Origin of the sequence: Gordonia sp. NPDC003585 (assembly GCF_040610755.1) — a bacterium.
In the GTDB taxonomy this organism is placed as follows: domain Bacteria; phylum Actinomycetota; class Actinomycetes; order Mycobacteriales; family Mycobacteriaceae; genus Gordonia.
Genome location: NZ_JBEXMX010000050.1, coordinates 1 through 23416 on the forward strand (window position 1 = coordinate 1; position 23416 = coordinate 23416).

The 23416-nt window shown below is 66.2% G+C and carries 21 protein-coding genes; 9 read left to right on the forward strand and 12 right to left on the reverse strand.

Annotation, left to right across the window (positions count from 1 at the left end; genetic code table 11):
* The coding region (locus ABZW74_RS14930; protein ID WP_355277152.1) for a chloride channel protein at positions 1–1002 on the forward strand (1002 nt) is incomplete at its 5' end.
* 147 nt (positions 1003–1149) lie between these two features.
* Here the strand turns inward: ABZW74_RS14930 and ABZW74_RS14935 are convergent.
* The 4 genes from ABZW74_RS14935 to ABZW74_RS14950 form a co-directional block, all read right to left on the reverse strand.
* Positions 1150–1692, reverse strand: coding sequence for a DUF1697 domain-containing protein (locus tag ABZW74_RS14935; protein ID WP_240855070.1), 543 nt, complete (start codon positions 1690–1692; stop codon positions 1150–1152).
* A gap of 25 nt (positions 1693–1717) precedes the next feature.
* Positions 1718–1888 (reverse strand): hypothetical protein, encoded by a 171-nt coding sequence (locus tag ABZW74_RS14940; RefSeq protein ID WP_240855069.1) that lies wholly within the window; start codon positions 1886–1888, stop codon positions 1718–1720.
* A 103-nt stretch (positions 1889–1991) separates the two neighbouring features.
* Positions 1992–3296 carry a DUF4185 domain-containing protein gene (locus ABZW74_RS14945; protein WP_240855068.1) on the reverse strand — a complete coding sequence of 435 codons (1305 nt, stop codon included), beginning with the start codon at positions 3294–3296 and terminating at the stop codon, positions 1992–1994.
* A 198-nt stretch (positions 3297–3494) separates the two neighbouring features.
* Positions 3495–4262, reverse strand: coding sequence for a methyltransferase domain-containing protein (locus ABZW74_RS14950; protein ID WP_240855067.1), 768 nt, complete (start codon positions 4260–4262; stop codon positions 3495–3497).
* A 130-nt stretch (positions 4263–4392) separates the two neighbouring features.
* Here ABZW74_RS14950 and rnhA point away from each other — a divergent pair, with 130 nt between their 5' ends.
* From rnhA to ABZW74_RS14980, 6 genes are read left to right on the forward strand one after another with little or no spacing between them, the layout of a single operon-like run.
* Complete coding sequence (rnhA, locus tag ABZW74_RS14955) at positions 4393–4872, forward strand: ribonuclease HI (protein WP_240855064.1); 480 nt, start codon at positions 4393–4395, stop codon at positions 4870–4872.
* Positions 4869–5777: a D-isomer specific 2-hydroxyacid dehydrogenase family protein gene (locus tag ABZW74_RS14960; RefSeq protein ID WP_355277200.1), complete on the forward strand. Its 909-nt coding sequence runs from the start codon at positions 4869–4871 to the stop codon at positions 5775–5777. The genes rnhA and ABZW74_RS14960 overlap by 4 nt, the downstream gene beginning before the upstream one ends.
* Positions 5778–5788: 11 nt before the next feature.
* Positions 5789–6277 carry a gluconokinase gene (locus ABZW74_RS14965; protein ID WP_355277202.1) on the forward strand — a complete coding sequence of 163 codons (489 nt, stop codon included), beginning with the start codon at positions 5789–5791 and terminating at the stop codon, positions 6275–6277.
* A 29-nt stretch (positions 6278–6306) separates the two neighbouring features.
* A complete protein-coding gene (locus ABZW74_RS14970) occupies positions 6307–6774 on the forward strand; it encodes a MerR family transcriptional regulator (protein WP_240855060.1) in 468 nt (155 codons plus the stop codon).
* Complete coding sequence (locus tag ABZW74_RS14975) at positions 6771–7751, forward strand: aldo/keto reductase (protein ID WP_355277157.1); 981 nt, start codon at positions 6771–6773, stop codon at positions 7749–7751. Before ABZW74_RS14970 ends, ABZW74_RS14975 begins: the two co-directional genes overlap by 4 nt.
* 59 nt (positions 7752–7810) lie before the next feature.
* Positions 7811–8602 carry an SDR family oxidoreductase gene (locus ABZW74_RS14980; protein WP_240855056.1) on the forward strand — a complete coding sequence of 264 codons (792 nt, stop codon included), beginning with the start codon at positions 7811–7813 and terminating at the stop codon, positions 8600–8602.
* Positions 8603–8685: 83 nt separating this feature from the next.
* On the opposite strand, the gene ABZW74_RS14985 is transcribed toward ABZW74_RS14980, so the two are convergent.
* On the reverse strand, positions 8686–9258 hold the full coding sequence (locus tag ABZW74_RS14985) for a YdeI/OmpD-associated family protein (RefSeq protein ID WP_240855055.1): 573 nt from the start codon (positions 9256–9258) through the stop codon (positions 8686–8688).
* Between the two features lie 48 nt (positions 9259–9306).
* Between ABZW74_RS14985 and ABZW74_RS14990 the strand changes: the two genes are divergently transcribed.
* Positions 9307–9984: a hypothetical protein gene (locus ABZW74_RS14990; RefSeq protein ID WP_240855054.1), complete on the forward strand. Its 678-nt coding sequence runs from the start codon at positions 9307–9309 to the stop codon at positions 9982–9984.
* 125 nt (positions 9985–10109) lie between these two features.
* Here the strand turns inward: ABZW74_RS14990 and ABZW74_RS14995 are convergent, their stop codons facing one another.
* The 6 genes from ABZW74_RS14995 to ABZW74_RS15020 all read right to left on the reverse strand — a co-directional run bounded on the left by ABZW74_RS14995 (position 10110) and on the right by ABZW74_RS15020 (position 20101).
* Positions 10110–12038 (reverse strand): ABC transporter ATP-binding protein, encoded by a 1929-nt coding sequence (locus ABZW74_RS14995; protein ID WP_355277161.1) that lies wholly within the window; start codon positions 12036–12038, stop codon positions 10110–10112.
* Entirely contained in the window at positions 12035–13768 is a 1734-nt protein-coding gene (locus ABZW74_RS15000; RefSeq protein WP_355277164.1) for an ABC transporter ATP-binding protein, read from the reverse strand. Before ABZW74_RS15000 ends, ABZW74_RS14995 begins: the two co-directional genes overlap by 4 nt.
* A 124-nt stretch (positions 13769–13892) precedes the next feature.
* Positions 13893–14705, reverse strand: coding sequence for a family 1 encapsulin nanocompartment shell protein (locus ABZW74_RS15005; protein ID WP_355277167.1), 813 nt, complete (start codon positions 14703–14705; stop codon positions 13893–13895).
* A gap of 23 nt (positions 14706–14728) precedes the next feature.
* Positions 14729–15736, reverse strand: a complete 1008-nt coding sequence (locus ABZW74_RS15010; protein WP_355277169.1) for a Dyp-type peroxidase — start codon at positions 15734–15736, stop codon at positions 14729–14731.
* 1142 nt (positions 15737–16878) lie between these two features.
* Positions 16879–18555, reverse strand: a complete 1677-nt coding sequence (locus tag ABZW74_RS15015) for an FAD-binding dehydrogenase (RefSeq protein ID WP_355277172.1) — start codon at positions 18553–18555, stop codon at positions 16879–16881.
* 58 nt (positions 18556–18613) lie between these two features.
* Positions 18614–20101: an amidase gene (locus ABZW74_RS15020; protein WP_355277174.1), complete on the reverse strand. Its 1488-nt coding sequence runs from the start codon at positions 20099–20101 to the stop codon at positions 18614–18616.
* A gap of 342 nt (positions 20102–20443) precedes the next feature.
* Here ABZW74_RS15020 and ABZW74_RS15025 point away from each other — a divergent pair, with 342 nt between their 5' ends.
* Positions 20444–21403 carry an alpha/beta hydrolase family protein gene (locus tag ABZW74_RS15025; RefSeq protein ID WP_355277176.1) on the forward strand — a complete coding sequence of 320 codons (960 nt, stop codon included), beginning with the start codon at positions 20444–20446 and terminating at the stop codon, positions 21401–21403.
* A gap of 410 nt (positions 21404–21813) precedes the next feature.
* On the opposite strand, the gene ABZW74_RS15030 is transcribed toward ABZW74_RS15025, so the two are convergent.
* Positions 21814–23340 (reverse strand): DUF3068 domain-containing protein, encoded by a 1527-nt coding sequence (locus tag ABZW74_RS15030; protein ID WP_355277179.1) that lies wholly within the window; start codon positions 23338–23340, stop codon positions 21814–21816.
* Positions 23341–23416 lie beyond the last annotated feature (76 nt).

Below are 23416 nucleotides of genomic sequence, written 5' to 3' on the forward strand. Positions count from 1 at the left end.
CCGCTGCGCGTGGTTCCGGCCCGTTTCGTCGGTGGCCTTGCCTCGATCGGGCTCGGTGGGATGGTGCTGGGCCGCGAAGGCCCGACCGTGCACATGGCCGCGGCCATCGGCGCCGCGACCGGCCGGCTGCTGAGAGCCGGCGCCGACGACATTCGCACGCTGCAGACGACGCTGTCGGGCGCCGGACTCGCGGTGGCGTTCAACGCCCCGGTCGCCGGCGGTCTGTTCGTCTTCGAGGAGATCCGGCGTCGGGTGCGCGTCGTCGACGTGCTGGCGGTGCTTGCGGCGGTGGCGTGTGCGGTCGGCTGCATGCGTCTGGTGCTCGGCGATCATCCGGACTTCGCGGTGCCGTCGGTCGACCGGCCGTCGCCCGCCGCGGTGCCGATCTTCGTCGTGTTCGGTGCGGTGGTCGGCGTCTGCGGAGTCGCCTACTCGCGGCTGACGGTCGTCTTGCTCGACGTCGTGGAGAAGATGACCGCGGTTCCGCGTGAGATCAAGGCGGCGGCGATCGGGTTGATCGTCGGCGGCGTGATGATGATCGAACCCCTCGTCGTCGGTGGCGGTGATGCCCTCACTCAGAAACTGTTGAGCGGGCACGGTTTTGCCCTGTCGACGGTGGTGATCTTTCTGGTGGTGCGCTTTGTCGCCGGGCCACTGTCGTATGCGGCCGCGACCCCGGGCGGGCTGTTTGCCCCCATGCTGGCGCTCGGTGCTCTGATGGGTTTGGTGGCCGGGCGCATCGTGGGGGTGTTCGACCCGGCGTTGGGCGACCAACTGACCCCCGCGCTGGTGCTCGTCGGTCTGTCCACTTTGTTCGCCGCGGTGGTGCAGGCGCCGTTCACCGGCATCGTGCTGGTCATCGAGATGACGTCGATCACCTCGGTGACGGTGCCGATGCTGGTCTCCGGCGTCGGTGCGGTGACCATTTCAGCGCTACTCCGAAACCCGCCGATCTACGACGAGCTACGGAAGCGGATGTTGGCTGGGCCGGGTGGTCGGTGACGTGTGACCCCACCGCTGCCTGAGCTGAGGTGCGAGCGAAGCGAGCCCTACCGCTCCCTGAGGTGCGAGCGAAGCGAGCCTCGGAGGGGCATGGTGAGACGACAATGGTCCTCTCACCAGGGGCTTCGAGGCTCGCAGGCTCGCACCTCAGCCGGCGGGAGGGGTATCGCCGGCGAGTTCGATCAGTGTGCGGACGGTGCGCAGGTTGCGGCCGGTGCCCGCGACTCCGAGCTTCTTGGCGATCACAGGGGCGGTGAGCTTCGACCGCCCCGCCCCTTCGCGGTACCGAATGTGCAGGTCGTTGCCGATGACTTTGACGTCGGTGTCGTCGTAGGGCGCCGCTTCGAACTCTTTGACCTTGGCGGCGGCGGGTTTTCCGGTGAGGCAGTAGAGGTAGGAGTACTTGTCGTCGACGACGTCGAACGGATGCGCGTCGAGCGCCCTCTGTAACTGTTCCGGCGTTCGGCTGATGACTTCGCGGAAGTATCCGAAGCGGTCTTCGATGGCCTTCTCCAGTGCGCGGTCGAAGGTGCTCGGCGCGCCCTTCGGCGTGCACAGCAGATTGCCCGACGCGATGTAGGTCGAGACATCGGTGGCGCCGAGTTCCTCTGCAATGGACCGCAATTCGGCCATGGGCAGCTTGGCGCCGCCGACGTTGACCGCACGAATCAGAACCACTCGCCTGGTCATTCGTGCTCCTCTGCCGGTCGGGTCGTCAGATCACGGTGGGCCGCGGCGGCGGGTCGGGTTCCGGCGGGCGCGGGGACGGGTCCGGAGTCGGCGGCGCAGGTGTGGGGATCGGCGGCTCGGCCGGGGGTTCGGGGATCGGCTCCGGTGCCGGGATCGGGTCCGGTGGGGGTTGTGGTGGGGGAACAGGCTGACTCATCGTCGTTCCTCTCGGCGCGCGGGCATTGGCGGCGCGGGCTCGGCCTGACCCCGACGCTACGCCTGCGTCGCTCCGTCGGCCACGACCACCGCAACCCCGGTGGTCAGCGAATCTTGGACAGATCGGTCCGGATCATCATGACGTTGTAGTCATCCCAGCGTGACGCCGCGAAGTACAGCATCTGTCCGGTCGAGCGCGGATGGATGTAAGGCGCGTAGAGGCCGTCGGTTTGCGATCGGGCGACGATGAGTCGTTCGCCGCTCCACGGGCCCACCGGGGACGGTGACGTGCGCAGCATGATGTTCCCGGCACGCTCGGTGAGCATCACGAACTTCCCGAGGTAGTTGTTGTAGGCGACCGTCGTCTCGCTCACCGGCTGGCGGATGATCGGGACCGCGGCGGCCGGATTGGGCGACCATCCGTTGCCGGCGAAGTACTCGTAGCGGTTCAGGTTCAGGATGTCGGCGGGCCGGACCCGTGCGATGAACGCCGCACCGTGCCGGCCATTGGGTGTGCCGTACTGGTAGACGTAGTCGCCGCTGCGCAGAAACGCACCCATCTGGAAGCGCCCGTGACCTGCCTGCACCTGCGGCATGCCCGGAATGCTGAGTTCGACGTTCGCGCGGATCGTGTTGTTGTTGGTCGTCCACGTCTGGCCGTTGTTGTACGACACCGCAATTGCCGAGAAGTTGGTCTCCCAGCGACCGGGTCCGGTCCACTTGTGGATCGACATGTAGTTCATGTACTGGACGCCGCCGATGGAGATGCCGCCGGTCGGGATCTTGCCGACCTCGGTGTTGCGCACCCCGATCGCGTTGAGCATCGGCTGGGCGAACGTCGGGTGCTGCGGTGTCACCGACGCTCCCGATCGCACCGATCCGGGGATGGCGTTCGGGAAGCTCATGCCCTTGTCGAGGTCGGCGGTGGGATTGCTGCGCAGCATCGTGTTGTGCCGCCAGACCATCTGCCCGGCGCATTTGCCCCAGGTGTCACCGAAGGCCATCAGGATCTGGCCGGAGCCGTTGTCCCACATCACGCCCACGTCGGTGGAAGTGATGGAGAAGCGCTTGTCGGTTCGGTTGGGGCTGCGCGGACCGGTGATCCACTGGATGGCCCGGCTGGGGCCCTTGAGCCGCGGCAGCGGACCTTGCGGCTTCTTGCCGTCTGCCCGGTAGCTGCCGAAGTCGAGGCTGCCCATGCCGAGCTGACTCGATCCGCTGCTTCCGGTGCTGCCGACGTCACCGCCGTGGAAGCCGGTGGCTGCACAGATCGATGCCTCGGCGGTGGGCGTCCCGACGACGACGCCGGTCAGGGCGAGCGCGCCGACCGTCGCGCCCGTGAGCGCCGACCGCAGAAGGCGCGGTCGGCGACGATCTGCCGCGCGGGGCAGCCAACCGGGTCGGAACATGGGAAAACCCCCTGTGAAGCCGTGACAGTTGTTGTCAGTGTTGCAGAAGTGATCACGGCGTGTGACCTCGGGAAGCCGGTCCGACATCCATGCGTGACCGTTTCCTGAGCATCTCGTGACCAGTCGCTGCATCCGTGACGGTACTTCGTTGCCCCGACCACCCCGACGGATACCGGGAAAAGAGTGCGTTGCGCGCGGTCAGGCTCTCGTCGCGACCGCGAAGGTACGCCGGAACGGCAAGACGGTGCCGGCTTCCTCGGGTACGAACTCTGCGGCGAGGCGTTCCCGCAGGTCGTCGGCGAAACGGGCGCGACTCTCGCCGTCGAGGGCCTGCAGGAAAGGTCGCAGACCGGTGCCGGAAATCCACTCGTACACCGGGTCGGGGCCATGCAACACATGCAGGTAGGTGGTCTCCCAGGCGTTGACGGTGAGTCCGCGCTGGGCGAAGAACGTCAGATAGTCATGCGGGGACACGGTCGGAAGACGCCGCACATCGTCGAGCTGCTCCCGGTACGGGTCGCTGCGCGCGAGTTCGTCGATGGTCCGGTGAGTGGCCGAGTCGGCGTTGTTGGGTACCTGAATGGCAAACGTGCCGCCGTCGGTGAGGCGTTCGAGCAGCCGGTCGATGACGTCGAACTGATCGGGAACCCACTGAAACGCCGCGTTGGAGACGAACAGGTCGGTGGGTCGTGACGGTGTCCAGGACACGAGGTCGGCGACGTCGTAGTTTGCCAGCGCGTCGGTGTTGTCCCCGATGGCGGTGTTGATCATCTCCGCGGAGGAGTCGACGCCCAGGATCTCGGCGCCTGGCCATCGTGCGCGGAGATGCTTGGTGAGATGGCCCGGACCGCAGCCGAGATCGACGATCGTCGACGGCTGGGTGGGAATCTGCGCGATCAGGTCGAGAAATGGGCGCGCGCGGTCGTCGGCGAACTGAAGGTAGCGAGTCGGATCCCAGACCGGCATGGTTCCGAGGGTAGCCGTGACCGGTGCCCGGCGGCATGTCGGAGGATGTTCGTCGCACCGACGATCGCAACGTTTGGCCCGGCGTCTACGCGCGCGTCGGCTTTTGCGTCCGCAGCGTTAAGGTGCAACAGTGACCGAATCGAACTCAGCTGGCGCGGCCGTTGTCGAGATCTCGACCGATGGCGCCTGTCTCGGTAATCCCGGACCGGGCGGCTGGGGAGCGGTCCTGCGGTATCGCGGCACCGAGAAGCGGATCTCCGGTGGTGAACCGGATTCGACGAACAACCGGATGGAGTTGACCGCCGCCATCGAGGGACTCGCGGCGTTGACCCGACCGTCGACCGTCGTGCTCTACACCGACTCGACCTATGTGCGTAACGGGATCATGAAGTGGGTCAAGGGCTGGCAGTCCAATGGCTGGAAGACCTCCGACAAGAAGCCGGTGAAGAACGCCGAGTTGTGGCGGCGGCTCGTCGACGAGGAGAAGCGGCACACCGTCGAATGGCGTTGGGTGAAGGGTCACGCCGGTGATCACTACAACGAGATCGCCGACGAACTGGCGACGTCGGCGGCCCGAGATGTCGCCGCGGGTGGCAGGGTGGCCGGCTGATGTCCCTCGCGGTGGCCATCGAGCCCGAGCGCGACGAGCACATCGTTGCGGCGGTCGAGAGCACTGGCGCGCAGGTGACCACGATCGACGAGGCGCGGGTTCTGGTGTGGATCGGCGGACCCGACGGGTTCCCCGAGCTGCCCGACCACATCGAGTGGGTCGCACTCAAGACCGCGGGCATCGAGGGATTTGTGCGTGCCGGCATCCTCGACGACCGTCGGCTCTGGACCAACGCGTCGGGCTTCTATGCCGAGAATGTCGCCGAACATGCACTGGCACTGTTGCTTTCCGGTCTTCGCCAGATCAACACGGCGGTGCTGCGGCATTGGGACCAGGCCATCGACCCCGCCGTTCGATCGCTGCATGGTTCGACGGTGACGATCGCCGGAGCGGGCGGGATCGGCGCGTCGCTGATTCCGCGACTGCGTGCGTGTGGTGCGCGGGTGATCGCGGTGAACCGGTCGGGTCGTGAGGTGGAGGGTGCCGACCGGACCGTGCCCACCAGCGAGATCGCGTCTGTGTGGCCGGATACCGACCATGTGGTGGTGGCTGCGCCGGCCACGCCCGAGACGCATCATCTGCTCGACGCCTCCGTGTTCGCGGCTCTGCCCTCGCACGCGTGGGTGGTCAACGTCGCTCGTGGTCCGCTCATCGACCAGGCTGCGCTGTACGACGCGCTCGTGGCCGGCGACATCGCCGGTGCGGCACTCGATGTCACCGATCCCGAGCCGCCGGCGCCCGATGATCCGCTGTGGTCGCTACTGAATGTGATCATCACTCCGCACGTCGCGAACCCGTCGTCGGGACTCACGCGCGAGCTGGCACCCTATGTGGCAGAGAATATTCGGCGATTCACTGCGGGTGACGAGTTGTTGTCGGTGGTGTCCACCGAACGTGACTACTGAGGTGTTCCATGATCCACAGCCCGATCGTCGTGATGGGGGTGTCGGGGTGTGGGAAGTCCACGGTCGGAGCGAAACTTGCTGCGCGACCAGATGTTCCGTTTGCCGATGCCGACGATCTGCACCCCGCGTCGAACATCGTGAAAATGGCTGCCGGAATTGCGCTCACCGACGCCGATCGATGGCCCTGGCTTGATCTGGCAGGTGAATGGCTTGCGGCGAATCCGCGCGGCGTGTTGAGTTGTTCGGCGTTGCGCCGGACCTATCGCGACCGGTTGCGCGCGCACTGCGCCTCGGCCTTCTTTGTTCATCTCGACGGTGATCGGTCGCTCATCGCGCGCAGGCAAGCCGACCGCCCTGGCCACTTCATGCCGGCGTCGTTGCTGGAGTCGCAGTTCCGGGACCTCGAACCGCTGGAATCCGACGAACCGGGCGTCGTCGTCGATGTCGGTGACGATCCCGACGCCATTGTCGACGGCCTGTACCAGCGACTCTTGCGTTAGAGCGTGCTCAAACGCCTAGCGTCGTTGTCATGAGTACGGAACACCTCATGGCCAGGGCGCTGGCGGCGCTCGGCGAGATCGACGGTCCGATGTCTGTGGAGGTCATCCATCGGTTGGTCGAGACCCCCGAGATCACTGAGCCGCTCGGCGTCGCAGAGGCGGCCGAGCTTCTCGATCTCTCCCCGCACACCTTGCGCTACTACGAACGCATCGGTCTCGTGACCGTTCCGCGCGACGGCACCGGGAATCGTGTCTACGACGACGCCGCGGTCCGACGGCTCGTCTTCCTGTCCCGAATGCGGCTGTCGGGCATGGCCATCCGCGATCTCCAGCACTACGTCGAACTCGTCGATCAGGGGGACGAGACGGTCGGGGAGCGGCTGGAGATGCTGCTCGAACACCGCGACACCGTGCGACGTCAGATCGCCGAACTCACCCTGTCGCTAGCCGCTACCGAATACAAGATCGCCACCTACGGAGGAAGGACACAACCATGACCACAACACTCACCGCCACCCGCCGCATCGGCGACCTCGACGTCGCACCGCTCGGATTGGGTTGTATGGGAATGAGTTTCGCCTATGGTCCGGCCGACGAGTCCGAGGCGCTGGCGACGCTCAACCTCGCCATCGACCGTGGCGTCAACCTGCTCGACACCGCCGACATGTACGGCGGCGGCGCCAACGAGCGCTTGCTGGCGAAGGTGCTCGCGGATCGTCGTGACGAGGTGGTGCTCGCGACAAAGTTCGGCATCAAGACCAATCCCGACACCGGCTATCCCGCCGGGGTCGACGGATCGCCGGGGTACGTCAGGCAGGCGGTCGAGGCGTCGCTGCGTCGGCTCGGCGTCGACGTCATCGACCTCTACTACCTGCACCGAGTGGACCCGACGCGGCCGATCGAGGAGACGGTGGAGGAGATGTCGAAGTTGGTCGCCGAGGGCAAGGTGCGCAATCTAGGCCTGTCCGAGGCGAATGCAGATTCTCTGCGACGGGCGGCCGCAGTACACCCGATTGCGGCGTTGCAGTCGGAGTGGTCGATCTTCAGCCGCGACATCGAGGTGTCGGATGTGCCGGCGGCGCGCGAGGTCGGTGCGACGATCGTCCCCTACAGCCCGCTCGGCCGGGGCATGCTGACCGGCGCGGCCAAGGTCGCCGAGGGTGCGGACTTCCGGAAGACCCTGCCCCGCTGGCAGGGCGCGAATCTCGACGCCAATCTTGCTCTGGTGGAACAGATTCGGGGTATCGCGGATGAACTGGAAGCAACTCCCGGTCAGGTAGCGCTCGCCTGGGTGCTGGCCCGCGGCGACGACGTGGTGCCGATCCCGGGCACCAAACGCCGCACCTACCTGGAGGAGAATCTGGGTGCCGTGGACGTGCAGTTGTCGGCGGAGCAACTGGATCAATTGTCGCGTCTGGAACCGGCGGGCGATCGCACCCCGGACATGGAGTGGGTGGCGGGGCGGTCGGCGTGAGCGTGAGCAGTTTCTAGAACACGTTCTCGTTTTGGCTTCGGACGTGGCATCCTCAAGGCGTGATTCTCGACAGATTCCGAATCGACGACAAGGTCGCGATCGTCACCGGCGCGGGCCGCGGACTGGGTGCGGCCATCGCTGTCGCATTCGCGGAGGCCGGTGCCGACGTGGTCATCGCGGCCCGCAGTGAATTCGAGCTCGACAAGGTGGCCGGGCACATCGCCGACACCGGGCGCCGGGCGCGGGTGGTGGCGACCGATCTCAGCAACATCGACGCCGCCGCGAGTCTCGCCCAGATCGCGGTCGATGAGTTCGGCCGGCTCGACATCGTGGTGAACAACGTCGGTGGCGCCATGCCCCGACCGTTGCTCGACACCACACCCGAGCAGCTCACCGGTGCCTTCGAGTTCAACGTTGCCAACGCCCACGCGCTCGTCACGGCGTCGGTGAAACACATGTTGGCGACGGCCGACGGCGGATCCATCATCAACATCACGTCGACGATGGGGCGGCTGCCGGGCCGCGCCTTCGCCGCGTACGGCACGGCGAAGGCCGCGCTTGCGCACTACACGCGGCTCGCCGCGATGGACCTCAATCCGCGTATCCGGGTCAATGGCATCGCACCCGGGTCGATCCTGACGTCGTCGCTGGAAGTGGTTGCCGCCAACGACGAGATGCGGGCGACCGTCGAGGGCGCCACGCCGCTCCACCGGCTGGGTGAACCCGAAGACATCGCCGCTGCCGCGCTGTACCTCGCCTCGCCGGCCGGTGCGTACCTGACCGGCAAGATCCTGGAGGTCGACGGCGGACTGATCGCCCCGAACCTGGACCTGCCCATCCCGGATCTGTAGTCGCTCAACTGCAGAACCACACACCCGGAACTCCCATTTACACACGAGATTCCATGTGTAGATGGGAGTTCTCGGTGTGTCCATCAACCGGGCCGCTCGTTGCGTTCGGCTTGCGCGACGAGGGTGGCAATCCGCTTGGTCTTCGTCTCCGGACGTTTGGCGAACGCGAGTTGGCTGAGCCCGAATTTGCGCGCGCTGGGTGGGAAGGCATCCCAGTTGGCGCGGGCGGTCGGGTTGGCGTCCAACGCTGCGGCGAGTTCGGGAGATTCGATCAGCGCCTCCGCGTCGTCGAGCAGATTCCAGAGCCCGCGGGCCTTGGCGTCGTCGATGACGGCCTGCCCCGGCGGTTGCATCCGCCCGGATTCGACCAGCGCGGTGACCCGGGCCTTGTTGGACGCGGCCCAGGCGCTGTTGCGTCCGCGGCGCGTGAACCACATGCCGCGACGATGATCGTCGATGGTGCGGGTGTGACCGTCGATCCAGCCCCAGCAGAGAGCTTCCCGGACCGTTTCGTCGTAATCGAGAGGTTCGCGGCCGGAGTCTTTGCGCCAGAACACAAGCCAGACACCCGAGGAGTCGGCGTGGTTGTCGCGCAGCCATTCTCGCCATTCGTCGAGGGTGTCGGCGACGAGGTGCGGGGCGTCGGGGTCGGCCATGCCCGTCAGCGTAGCCGGGTGCGTGCGATGCGTCGGTACAGTTGAGTTGTGGACCAGGTCCTCAACTTCGCGCAAGACTATTGGTGGCTGATCTTCCCGATCGGCGGGGTTGTCGGGGGCTGGGCCGGACACATTGCGCGGTACAACGAGAAGCGGCGTCAGGACAAGATCGAACTCGCCAAGATCAAGGCGAATGCGCAATCCGAGCAGATTCGGCTCACGCAAGCGTCTGCCGAGCAGATCGCCAAGGTGACCACACGCCATGACGGGGTCAATGAGCGATGGTTCGGCTACGAACTCGACCTGGCCACCCTCATCGACTTTCCGCTGATGACCGACATGCGCGAACCGCTCACCTTGGCATTTCACCGTGCGAAGGTGCGGGCCGACGACCTGCGGCCCGCATCGTCGACGGAAGTGATGGAACCGCAGGACTTCGCGGAGTATCGGGACGCGGTCGGCGATTACGCGGCAGCGTTCGAGGCGGCCGAGCGAGAAGCGCGGCGTCGTCGGCAATCGGACTTCTCGCCTGTCGAACGTGAGCGACTCGAGCGCGCACGCCGATTGGTCGCCGTGGCTGGTGACAGTGGTGCGACGCCAGCAGAGCGGCAGGCGGCCTATCGGAAAGCACGGGCAGAACTCGACGGACTCATCGACGTGCCCGCGCCGGCGGCGCAGGAATTGGAACGACGGATCGCGGGGGAGTTGGAGCGCGGGTCGGGGTAAGCGGGATTCGTTGGTGGTTGCCGACATTGTCGGGTCGCGAGGCCCTTCGAGGCTCGCTCCGCTCGCACCTCAGGGAGCGGTAGACGATGCGGACACCGCTGGACGCAACTCGATCAGGGGATGGGTCACTCCGTCTCCAACGCACCCGCGAATTGGCTGCGGTACAGGCGGCAGTAGGCGCCGCCGGCGGCGAGGAGTTCGTCGTGGTTGCCTTGTTCGACGATGTGCCCGTCCTCCATCACGACGATGACGTCGGCGTCGCGGATCGTCGAAAGCCGGTGCGCGATGACGAAACTGGTGCGGTCGGTGCGCAGGTTGGCCATCGCCTGCTGGATGAGCAGTTCGGTGCGGGTGTCGACCGAGCTGGTCGCCTCGTCGAGGATGAGGATCGTCGGCTTGGCGAGGAAGGCGCGCGCGATGGTGATGAGCTGCCGTTCACCTGCGCTGACACCGCCGCCCTCGTCGTCGAGGACGGTGTCGTAACCGTCGGGCAGGATGCGCACGAAGTGGTCGACATGACTCAGGCGGGCCGCCTCGAGAACCTCTTCGCGGGACGCGGTGGGGTCGCCGTAGGCGATGTTGTCGTAGATGCTGCCACCGAACAGCCACGAGTCCTGCAGCACCATCCCGGTGCGTTCGCGGAGGTCGTCGCGGGTCATGCGGCGCGCGTCGACACCGTCGACTCGGATCACGCCTGCGTCGATGTCGTAGAACCGCATGATGAGGTTGACCAGCGTCGTCTTGCCTGCGCCGGTCGGCCCGACGATCGCGATCATGTGTCCAGGCCGCGCCACGAGTGACAGGTCTTCGATGAGCGGTTTCTCGGGAACGTAGCGGAAGTCGACGTGGTCGAACTCGATCAGCCCGTGGCCGTCGGAAGGGGTCTGCGGGTCGGCGTCGTCGGGTGTTTGTTCGTCGGCGTCGAGGATGTCGAAGATGCGCTCGGCCGACGCCACGCCGCTCTGCATCAAGTTGATCATCGAACCGATCTGGGTCAGCGGCTGCGTGAACTGACGCGAGTACTGGATGAACGCCTGCACCTCGCCGAGGCTCAACGCGCCGGATGCGACGCGCAATCCGCCGACCACCGCGACCGCGACGTAATTGAGATTCCCCAGGAACATGATCGTCGGCATGATGGCGCCGGAGATGAACTGCGCGCGCCAACTCGATTGGTAGAGCTTCTCGTTGCGTTCGTCGAAGGTGTCTTCGATCTCGCTCTGCCTGCCGAATGCCTTCACCAGTTCGTGCCCGGTGAACGCCTCCTCGACCTGCGCGTTGAGCTTGCCGGTCGACGACCACTGGGCCATGAAGTGCGGTTTGGACCTCTTCGCGATGAACGCGGTCGCACCGACGGCGAGTGGGATGGTGATCACCGCGATGAGGGCGAGCAGCGGCGAGATCCAGATCATCATGATCAACAGCGCGATGACGGTCAGCACCGAGTTGAGGAACTGGGAGATGGTCTGCTGCAGGCTCTGTGAGAGGTTGTCGAGGTCGTTGGTGACGCGGCTGAGCAGGTCGCCGCGGGGCATGGAGTCGTAGTAGCGCAACGGAAGTCGATGGACCTTGGCCTCGACATCGGCCCGCAGTCCCCGGATGGTGCCCACGACGGCGATGTTGAGCAGATAGGCCGCGAGCCAGGCGAGCACGGCCGACCCGACGTAGAGGGCCAGCACGATGATCAGCACCTTGCCGACCTCGCCGAAGTCGACGCCCACTCCCGGCGTGAGATCCATCGACGACACCATGTCGGCGAACGTGTCCTGGCCGCGTGCGCGCAGGCCGTCGACCACCTGCTCCTTGCTCATGCCGGCGGGCAGCTGCGAGCCGACGACGCCGTCGAACACGAGGTCGGTGGCATGCCCCAGAACCCGTGGGGCGATGGCGGTCAGGATCACCGACGCGACGATCGCGGTCAGGATGATCACCATCGCGATCCGGTACGACGCGAGCAACCGAACGAGTCGTTTCATCGACGGGCCGAACGATCGCGGCTTCTCGCCGGGAGCGCCCATCATCGGGCCGGGGCCCGGTCCGCCCGGGCGCGTCACGATCCCTCCTGCAGTGCGAGTTGGGAATTGGCGATCTCGGCGTAGGTCTCGCAGGTGTCGAGCAGTTCGTCGTGCCGTCCGATCCCGACCACGCGCCCGCGATCGAGGACGACGATCTGGTCGGCGTCGACGATCGTCGAGATGCGCTGTGCGACAACGATGACCGCCGCGTCTCGGGTGGCCGGCCGCAGTGCCGCGCGCAGCCGGGCGTCGGTGGTGAGGTCGAGCGCGGAGAACGAGTCGTCGAAGAGGTAGACGCCGGGACGCCGGATCAGGGCGCGGGCGATGGCCAGGCGTTGTCGTTGCCCGCCGGAGACGGTGGTGCCGCCTTGCGCGATGGGGGTGTCGAGACCCTCGGGCATGGCTTCGACGAAGTCCTGGGCCTGTGCGACGCGCAGTGCTTCCCAGATCTCGTCATCGGAGGCGTCCGGTTTACCGTGTCGGAGGTTGGTCGCGACGGTCCCGGAGAACAGGTACGGCCGCTGCGGCACCAGACCGATGGCAGCGCGCAGGACGTCGGGGTCGAGGTCGCGTACGTCGGTGCCGCCGACGAGGACCGAGCCCGACGTGACGTCGATGAGACGCGGTACCAGGCTCAGCAGGGTCGTCTTGCCCGATCCGGTGGAGCCGACGATCGCGGTGGTGGTGCCCCGTTCGGTCTCGAAGGTGATGTCGCGCAGCACGGGATCGTCGGCGCCCGGGTACCGGAACTCGGCGGCCCGGAACGAGACGGTCGACGGTGCGGTCGCGAAATCGACGGGCTTGGCGGGCGGCGACACCGACGTCTCGGTGTCGAGCACCTCGCAGATCCGCTCGGCGCAGACCGCTGCGCGCGGCGCCATCATCGCGAGGAAGGACGCCATCATCACCGACATCATGATCTGCATGACGTAGCTGATCATCGCCGTGAGTGCGCCGATCTCGACGCTGCCGTCGGCGACCCGGTGACCACCGAACCAGATGATCGCGACGATGGTGACGTTGGTGATGAACAAGACCGCCGGAAAGGCGAGTGCCATCATCCGGCCGACGCGCAGTGTTGCGTCGGCCAATTGATCGTTGGCGACCGAGAAGCGTTGCATCTCAAAGCGTTCACGCACAAAGGCGCGGACCACCCGGATGCCGGTGATCTGCTCGCGCAGGATCTGGTTGACCTTGTCGATGCGGTCTTGCATGACCCGGAACCCGGGAATCATCCGCGCGATGATCAGGGCCATCGTGACGCCCAGCACGGGCACCGCGACCACCAGCACCCACGAAAGACCCGGTGCCACATGGATTGCCATCGCGATGCCGCCGATGCACATGATGGGGGCCATCACCAGGATGGCGGTGCTCATCACGATCAGCAGCTGCACCTGCTGGACGTCGTTGGTGGTGCGGGTGATCAGCGACGGCGCGCCAAATCTGCCGACCTCCCGCGCGGAGAAGGTGTTCACCCGGTGCAGCAGGTCGTGCCGGATGTCGCGACCGGCACCCAGCGCGGCGCGTGCACCCCAATACTGGGCGGTGATCGAACACACCACCTGCGCGATGGTGATCGCCAGCATCCAGCCACCGATGCGAAGGATGTAGTCGGTGTCGCCCTGCGCGACGCCGTTGTCGATGATGTCGGCGTTCAGCGTCGGCAGATACAGCATCGCAGCGGTCGCCACCAGTTGGAGGGTGACGACCAGCACCATGTTCACGCCGTAGCGCGACAGGTAGGTGCGAATGAGTCGCGTCAGCATCTTGTCGTCACTTCGCCGAGGCTAGCAACAGGGTGCGACAGGCTGCCACGGGTTTGTTTGCCGCCCGACTCCGTGAGGTCCCTCGACGGGCCCTTCGTGGCTCGTCGCTATCGCTCCTCGCACCTCAGGGAGCGGTGGTGGCCGGCACGAGAGGCACCGCGGCCTCGCCGCTGTAGGTGAGGAAGGTGAACGACTCCTGGAAGTAGAGGTTCACGGTGTCGGCGTCGTGCGAGTCGTAGCCGATGGACACATCCTGGCCGATGGTGAGTTCGAAGTCGCCGCCGCGTGTGCTGAGGACAAACGCGCCGGTGATGGCGGGTGCCCACACGATCTCGCCGTCGATCAGCCGCTGGATGTGCTGCCGGATCGGGTAGCCGTGGTTGGAGGTCTCGTTGACCAGGTTGTAGACGTCGGCGGAGAGCGCGATCGAGTACGGACCGTCGACCGACGCGAGTTTCAGGGTCGACAACGCCAGGCTGAACGCCTCCGGGTAGTCGCGGACGTCCTCGGGCAGCGTGATCGGGTTGGCGGTCGCGTCGACACGGATGCCGTCGATCCCGGCCGCCGCGTAGCTCTCGAAGATGGCGCGGTCCTCGGCGAGCGCGAGGTCGCGGGCGGCGTCGACGACCGGATCCCAGTCGGAGTCCTGCGCACCGCGGTCGACGTCGTCGATGGCCTCGCGAGTGACGGTGAACGGCACCTTCAGTTCCACCAGCGACTGGGTGTGCCGGGTGAACGCCTGAATGCCGTCGGCCGGCGCGTCGATCTTGGAGCGGTGGCCCAGCGTCACCGACGCGGTGTCGAGGCCGAGGGGTCCCTTCACGTCGACGAGGCGACGACCCGCGCTGTTGCGTTTGAAGGAACGCGTCGCCTCCTCTTCGATCTCGGCCCAGGCGGCCTCGGAGATCGGCGCGAGTTCGCGATGCAGGTTGTTCATGGTCACTCCTCGTGTCGGTGTGGTCAGCGTAGGGAGCCGATGCCGAGCGAGCCGTCGGCGGGCCGGAGGCGAATGGGTTGTTCCGCGGGTGCTTCTTCGGGTGGCGCGGGTGGTAGGTCGTCGAAGAAATCGATTGTCGGGGTGAAGAATTGGGACCCGGACACCGCGGTGGTGAAGTCGAGTAGGCGGTCGTAGTTGCCGGGCGGGTCGCCGATGAACATCTTGCGGAGCATCTCTTCGGTGACGTCGGGGCCGGCGGAGTAGGCGATGTAGAAGGTGCCGCTCTCGCCCGCGCCGGACACGTCGCCGTAGGGCATGTTGTCGCGGACGATGTCGATCTCCTCGCCGTTCTCGTCTTCGACGACGTTGAGGGCGATGTGCGAGTTGGTGGGCTTCACGTCGTCGGCCATCTCGACGTTGTCCAGCTTGGTGCGGCCGATCGCGGCTTCCTGCTCCTCGGTGCTCAGTGCGGTCCACGCGGTGAAATCGGTGACGTAGCGCTGGATCGCGACGTAGCTGCCACCGGCGAAGTCGGGATCTTCGTCGCCGACGGTGATCGCGTCGATCGCCGCCTGACCGACCGGGTTCTCGGTGCCGTCGACGAACCCGATCAGATCGCGCAGATCGAAATACCGGAACCCGTGTACCTCGTCGACAACGGTCACGGCGTCGCCGAGTGCGGCGGTGAACTTGCGACCGAGTTCGTAGCAGAGGTCGAGTTGGTCGGCCTTGATGTGCAGCAGCAGGTCACCAGGGGTGGCCGGGGCGGTGTGCACCTCGCCCTCGTAGGCGACGAACGGTCGGAGGGACTGCGGACGCGGCCCGTCGAACAGGCGGTCCCAGGCCTGCGAGCCGATCGACACGATCCCGGCCAAGGCCATGTCGGGCGCACGCGACGACACCGCATTGGTCAGGCTCGGTACCTGCCCGAGGAAGTCGCGTACCTGCGCCTCGCCGCCCTCGTTGATGACGAGCACGACGAAGATCGCGGTCTTCGTCTTGCGCGTGAGGATGGTCTGCGGCACCGGCACGAGATCCACCCTATCGGACCCGGTGGTCGCTGTGGTGACGATGGGTTAGCTGTGAAAATATTGGTGAGGCAACCCTTTTCGGATCACCTCACTCTAGTCGGGAATCCCGAGTATGAGACTGCCGATCTGACTGTCCTGGGGCGCTCCGGCTGTGATTGCTGTCGCGATATTCGTTCCCACTGATCCTCCGACCAGCCCTTCCAATAGGTCACCCGTGGCCGGCTCGTCCTGGCGTCGATCGAAGGCACGCAGCTCATGCAGCTCATCGTCTGTGATCCGCTCTGGCCACGCCGCGACAGTCAACCAGGACGCGGGTGCATCGCTTGGTTGAACGAGTCGACTAAAGGCTGAGACTTCGCGATCGAGGGCTTCGACTCGACGAATGCGGCGGTCGTCGACCTCGACCAGTTCGTTGGCGCGCGCTCGCATTTGACCCCAAATTGCTCGTTCGTCGGCTGCGCCGAGGGTTATGGGCTCCCCGGGGTCGAAGTGATCTACTGACGTTTCTCCATCGGTGATCCACGCCCACGCCATTGACCACGACGGTGAGTGCGGGACACGAGGATTTCTGGCCACATTGGACGACCAGTCGTGCAGGCCCCCCAGCTTCTTGCGTTGGCTTGCGATCGGCCGATGGGGCCGCACGGGAGGGCGCGAACCCCTGCCTCGTGCCTCGATGCCGTGCCACCCTGCGCCCGTTTGGACGATGAAGTCGGGCCGGCTACCGTTCGCGACATGCAGCGGATGGCCTGGTGGGAGGCGGTCGGCATCGAGTAGTCCGTGTCGAGGATTCCAGTGGTAACTGGTCGCAGAGCCCAATGCGATACACAAGCCGAGTGATTCCGTGAGAAATCGCGACATGTGACTTGGGCATGACATGGCAGCGCCACTCCAGCTCAGAGGCAGCCCCGCGCGCCAGTTCGTGTTCTCCATCAGCAAGGCGGTCTCGGCGGCGACGGTCAGCAAGGTCGGTGGAGCATATGGCCTTCGGACCACGAAGGCCGAAACAAACGGCCACGTGGCCGGGTCAGATTGCCACGTCGTTGTGCCGGTGAAGTTCCAGGTTCCACCAGGGTCTGCCGCTGTCGGCACTCCAGTGCGTGAATAGTTGCGAACGCTTACCTCTGCCACTGCCTGCGCCGTCAGACCCGCCCTGCGACCGCCCGCCCCGCGGCGCGGCCGGAGAAGATGCACCCACCGAGGAAGGTGCCCTCGAGCGCGTTGTAGCCGTGGACGCCGCCGCCGCCGAAGCCGGCGACTTCACCGGCCGCGTACAGGCCGTCGAAGGCACTGCCGTCGGGCCGCATCACCTGGGCGTCGAGGTTGGTCTCCAGGCCGCCCAATGTCTTGCGGGTCAGGATGTTGAGGCGGACGGCGATCAGCGGGCCGTGTGCCGGATCGAGCAGGCGATGCGGCTTCGCTACACGAACCACCTTGTCGCCCAAGTACTGTCGCGCATTGGTGATCGCCATCATCTGCGCGTCCTTGGAGTACTTGTTGTCGAGTTGTGCGTCGCGGGCCGAGATCACCCGTTCGATCTGCTGCAGGTCGAGGGCCGGCCCACGCGCGATCTTGTTCATGCCGGCCACGAGTTCGGGCAGGTTGTCGGCGACCACGAAGTCGACGCCCTTGTTCTTGAACGCGTCCACCGGGCCGGGCGCACCCTTCGCGAATCGGCTCTTCGCCGCGAACTTCAGATCCTTGTTGGTGATGTCGGGATTCTGTTCGGAGCCCGACAGTGCGAACTCCTTCTCGATGATCGACTGGGTCAGGATGAACCACGAGTAGTCGTGACCGGTGGCGAGGATCTCACGCATCGTCGAATTGGTGTCGAAGCCGGGGAAGTTGGGTGGCGACAACCGGTTTCCGTTGGCGTCGAGCCACAGGGACGACGGCCCCGGGATGATGCGGATGGCATGGTCGGGCCAGATGGGATCCCAGTTGTTGATGCCTTCGGTGTAGTGCCACATGCGATCTCGGTTGACGATGTTGGCGCCGGCATCCTCGGCGATCCCGAGCATGCGGCCGTCGACGTGGGCCGGGACCCCGGAGATCATCGTCTTCGGTGCCGGGCCCAGTCGTTCGGTGGGCCAGTTCTTGCGGATGAGGTCACGATTGTGGCCGATCCCGCCGGAGGTGACGATCACCGCTCCGGCTCGAATCTCGAAGTCGCCGACCACTTCTCGGCTCGACGCCTTGCCGCGGTCGAGATCGGTGGGGGCCAGCAGCGACCCGCGCACGCCGACCGCCGCGCCGGTGCCGTTCTCGCCTTCGACGATCAGCTCGTCGACCTGATGGCGGAAGCGGAACTCGACCAGTCCCCGCTTCTCGGCCTCGAGCACTGGTTCGGCGAAGATGCGCACCACCTCCGGCCCGGTACCCCAGGTGAGATGGAAGCGCGGGACGGAGTTGCCATGGCCGTCGGCGAATCCGCCGCCACGTTCGGCCCACCCGACCACGGGCGTGAAGCGCAGACCGAGGTCGTGCACGTACTGCCGCTTCTCGGTGGCCGCGAACTCGACGTAGGCGCGGGCCCACTGCCGGGGCCAGAAGTCCTCGTCGTCGCGGTCGAAGCCGGCCGACCCCATCCAGTCCTGCAGCGCGAGTTCGGCCGAGTCGTGGATGCCGAGTCGGCGTTGCTCGGGACTGTCGACGAGGAACAGGCCGCCGAGCGACCAGAAAGCCTGGGCGCCAAGGTTGTTGCGATTCTCCTGATCGACGACGATCACCTTGCGACCGGCCTTCGTCAGCTCATGTGTGGCGACCAATCCGGCAAGTCCGGCACCGACCACAACCGCGTCGGCCTGCTGCTGCGTCAACGTTCTCTCCCCTCACGAGATGGCTCAAACACTAGTCCTCCCCGTATGGCGGCCGTGGTCAGAGTGAGATCGTCGCGTAACGATCGAACCAGGGCTGTGCCTCTTCGAGGGCGGCGGCGAGGGTGAGCAGATCGCCGTCGGCCCCGAGCCGGCCGACGAACTGAACGCCGAGGGGCAGTCCGTCTGCGGTCCAGTGCAGCGGCACGCTGATCGCGGGCCGGCCGGTCAGGTTTGCCAGTTGGGTGTAGGGCACCCAGCCGAGGTTCTCGGCGATGAGGTCGTCGAGTACCCCCATCCGCGACAGGATCGAGCCTCCGCGCACCCGGGCGATGATTCGCGATGCCCGCTGCAGCAGCGCGGGCGTGGTGGTGGCCCCGATCCGCAGCGGTGGGGTGGCCAGGGTCGGGGTCAGCAGGAAGTCATGTGTCTGGTGGAACCGCTCGAGCGCGAGCACATGGTTGTTGACGTTGTTCAGCGCGGTGAAGACGGGCACCACCCCCGCCGAGCGGCCGATCTCGGCGACCGCGAGCGTGTCGGCCTCGAAATCCGAGTCGGTGGCGCCGGTGAGGCGTTTGGCCTCGGCGACCTGATCGGCGACCTTCGCGAACCAGATGGTGAGGAAGTCCTTGGCAAGGGCTGCATCGTCCTGCGGTGGCGTGACCTCCTCGACGTGATGGCCCATTTCCTCGAGCAGGCGCGCGGCGTTCTGAACGGCGGTGATCGCTTCGGCGTGCGGGTCGGGATTGATCGCCGACGCGGTCGAGAAGCCGATGCGCAGTCCGCGCGGCCGGTTCGCGATCTGCTCGGTGAACGGTGTTGCGGGGACGGGGGTGGGGTACACCGACGACGGGGAGGGCCCGACGACCGCGTCGTAGATGGCGGCGGCGTCGCGCACGGTCCGGGTCACTGCGCCCTGGACGGCCATACCGAAGAGGAGCTCGCCGGTGTCGGGGCCGAACGGGGTGAGTCCGCGCGTCGGCTTGAGACCGACGAGGCCGTTGCACGCGGCCGGGATGCGGATCGATCCGCCGCCGTCGTTGGCGCCCGCGGCCGGCACGATGCCCGCAGCGACCGCCGCACCGCTGCCGCCCGACGAGCCGCCGGGTGTGTGGTCGGGGTTCCAGGGATTGTGGCTCGGACCCCAGAGTTCGGGTTCGGTGATGCCCTTGGCCCCGAACTCGGGAGTGTTGGTCTTGCCAAAGATCACCAGCCCGGCGTCGAGGAACCTTTGCACGATGGTGGAGTGCTCCGTCGCGACGAGTGTGGCGAGCGAACGTGAGCCCGACGACGTGGGGAACCCGCGATACTCCTGGCCGAGATCTTTGACGAGGAACGGGACACCGGCGAGCGGGCCGCTGAGGTCGTTACTGCCGACGCGCTCGCTCGCCGTCGTATCCATCCGATAGACGATCGCGTTGAGTGTCGGGTTCACGGCGTCGGCCCGCTGCTGGGCCAGGGTGAGTAGTTCGGCGGCGGTCACTTCGCGTCGGGCAACCAGATCGGTCAAGGCGGTCGCATCGAGCGCCAGGTATTCGCTGAGGTTCACTCTCACAACAGTAGTGACGCGGAACACAGGAATTTGCATCACCGTCGACGACGCAAATGGGTAACGCCGCGATGACGGTGCGAGCAGAGCGGCGGACGTAGGTTTTTCAGAAATTCATCCGGCCGACGATCGCGTCACGTTGGTGCAGGTCACATTCAGTTTGACGTCGATCGCGCCCGGTGCTGAGCCGGTGTGGACCGCGTTCTCGCCTTTGCCGGTGTGTTATCGAGCCGTTACACTTCCCATCGACGGGTTCAGACCCGGTAGGGACCAATACAATCCCTTCAACGAACAACTCTGATGCAGGCCCGATCGGGTCTTGAAGGATCGTAAGGAATGCGAATGCTGACTCGCGCCCGTAAGCGCCTCGTCGCCGGACTCGTGGCCTTGCTGGCCGTGTCGGCCGCGACGCTTGTTGCCGCCCCGGATGCTTCGGCCGCGCGCGGCTGCAGTGTCGAATACGTCCGGTCCGCTTCGATGCACCGCACCGTTCCGGTGTGCATCGTCTCGGCCGGCGGCTCCAACAAGCCGACGCTGTACCTGCTCGACGGGCTGCGCGCCCCGAACTACACCAGCGGCTGGCTGCAGAACACCGACGTCGCGAGCTGGATGGGCGGTCGGGGCACCAACGTCGCGATCCCGTTCGGCGGTGGCGGCAGCTTCTACACCGACTGGGAGCAGCGCGACCCGCGCCTGGGCGTCAACAAGTGGGAGACCTTCCTGACCCGTGAACTGCCTGCCTACATGGCTCGCGTCCACGGCAGCGACAACCGTCGCAACGGCATCGCCGGACTGTCGATGTCGGGCACCTCGGCGCTGAACCTCGCGTCGCGCCACCCGGGCTTCTACAAGGCTGTCGCGTCCTACAGCGGCTACCCGACCGTCACCATGCCGGGCTTCACCCAGGGCATCATGGCGTCGGTCGCCGAGATGGGCGGCAACCCCATCAACATGTGGGGCTTCTACCCGGCCGGTGAGTGGTTCCAGAACGATCCGTTCCTGAGCGCCGGCAACCTCGCAGGCAAGTACGTGTACGTCTCGGCGGGCACCGGTGTCGGCAGTAAGTACGACTCCTCGGTCAACCCGACCAGCGGCAACTTCGACCCGGTCAAGTTCGCGCAGATGATTCCGCTGGAGGTCGCAGCGTCGACCAGCAGCCAGCTGTACATCGCTCGCGTCGCACTGGTTCCGGGCGTCAAGCTGACCACCCGGATCACCCCGGACGGCACCCACTGGTGGGACTACTGGCAGGCCGACTTCAAGCAGTCGTGGCGGACCACCTTCCGTCCGGCCTTCTTCTGACGGACTGAGCTCGGCTTACGAGGCCGGTGACCTTCGGGTCACCGGCCTTCGTCGTGGTTGGGTGAGGTTGGTGATCAGTGCGTCGCCGACGGAAGTCTGTACCTGGGAGGGTCACAAGCTGCACTGTGCCGATGCCTCGCCCGTCACGTACAGATATCCAACGCGTGGAGGTCGCTGATCCGACGAGTGTGGCGCCAGCCCTCTGACCTTGGGCGAATATGCCGGTGCCGGGCCCGCAAAATCTAGGGGAAGAACTTCCTCCCCGGGGTTCATAGTGTTCCGCTAGAAATTTCTCGGGGAGGACACCAAGGGTAGGGGACGAAGTTTCTTCCCCTACTTTCTTGGCGGCCGATCGGACCCGGCTGGCATCAGATCCGACCACGGGAGGGTCGCCACCCTCAGCCGTCCGACTACTCGCCGGGCGGCGGTGAGAAGCGATCCCGGAAACCGCGGGTGGCGGTGTCGTCCGCATCGGGTTCTCGATGCACCGGGCGGAACTCGTCCTCGGCGTCCGACGAGTGCCGGGGTCCGGTGACCTTGGGGATCTGCTCGGTGGGTCGTTCCCACGGATTCAGGCCGGCCGGGCGTCGTGCTTCCTGCTGCGTGGCCGTGTCCGCGTCGTCCGTCCGACGATCGATCACCGACGTCGTGGCTGCCGCTCCGGCACCCGCTGCGGCGTAGGGCGCCCGGCTGTCGGGCTCTCGGTCGACGACGCGAGTGGGTTCGTCGTCGGGTCCAGGTCCGTCGTCGGGTCCACGGCCATCATCGGGACCGTGTGGTGGATCGCCGGCATCGGCGTCGCGCTTACGGCCGCGCCAGAACAGAAGTGCCCAACCGATCAACAGCAGCACGCCGACGATCCCCAGGATGAGCGGCAACCAGAAACCGCCGAGCTTGAGCAGGCCCTTGTAGTGGTCGGCCTTCTCGGCCTGGTTGGCGATCGTCTCGTCACTCCACTGGAAGGTGCCCCGGAGCGAATCCATCCGGAAATCACGCACCGCCGACGAGGTGGCGTCGCTCTGGTCGGGCGAGCGGAAGTACTGATGCTGGTCTTCGCGCCCGTCGATGATCGTCCCGGTCTCGGGTTCGACCCACACATGGCGGGTGGCCGTCGCGTACCGGTGCATCTCGATCGGCTGGCTGGGTCGAATGCCACGCCCCGAGATACCCCACCACCGAGCCGGCATCGTCAGCATCGTGCCGAGGGCCGCGTTGCCCTGTGCATTGGGCAGTTCCGAGAGATCGCGCTCGGGCACCTCGCTGACGAAGTGGTAGGTCTTGACCCCGTTGATGTCCTTTTCGTCGACGAACTTCGCGGGCACATCCTGGCGGGTGTTCAGGTCGTACATGTAGTACTCGCGCTTCTGGACGTTGAAGCCGAACTTGTACTGGAAACCCTGCCGGCGGTCGAGGTCGACGGACACCTGCTTGACGTCGACGCCCTCGGGCGCGGCCTCGAGCTGCAGACTGTTGACGGTGTTGTTGGGAACCGACGTCTTGCGGTTCACCGAGACGCGGTCGATGTTGGCGGTCAGCAGTCCGTCATCGCAGTTGCGCTCCTGACCGGCCGCGGCGACGGTCGGTTCGGTCTCGTTGCCGTTCGCGTCGCGGATGCGGTCGATGAGCACCGTCTGCGCGGATTGGAGGGTGGCCTCGCGGCGGTCCGACGGCTCGACGATGACCGAGCGTCGCTGCTGGGTGAGGTGGGCCTCCACGGTCCGTGCGCGGCTCTGCGAGATCGAGCAGCGGTCGAAGATGACGGCGGGGAATCGGTTTCCGGTAGCGCCGTCGGCAGGCACCGTCGTCGACACGGACACGATGTCCAGGTCGAGGGGCACCACCCGAAGCTGAGGAACCAGCCATGCCGGGATGGCGATGGCCGCGGTGATGCAGGCAACGCCGAAAAACGCCAGCAGCGCCGGCCAGAAACGTCTCATTTGTGACTCCTGTGAATCAAGCTCAACGCCCCAACCCTAGTGCCCCGTGTCGGAGATTCACTACTGACTCCCCGAC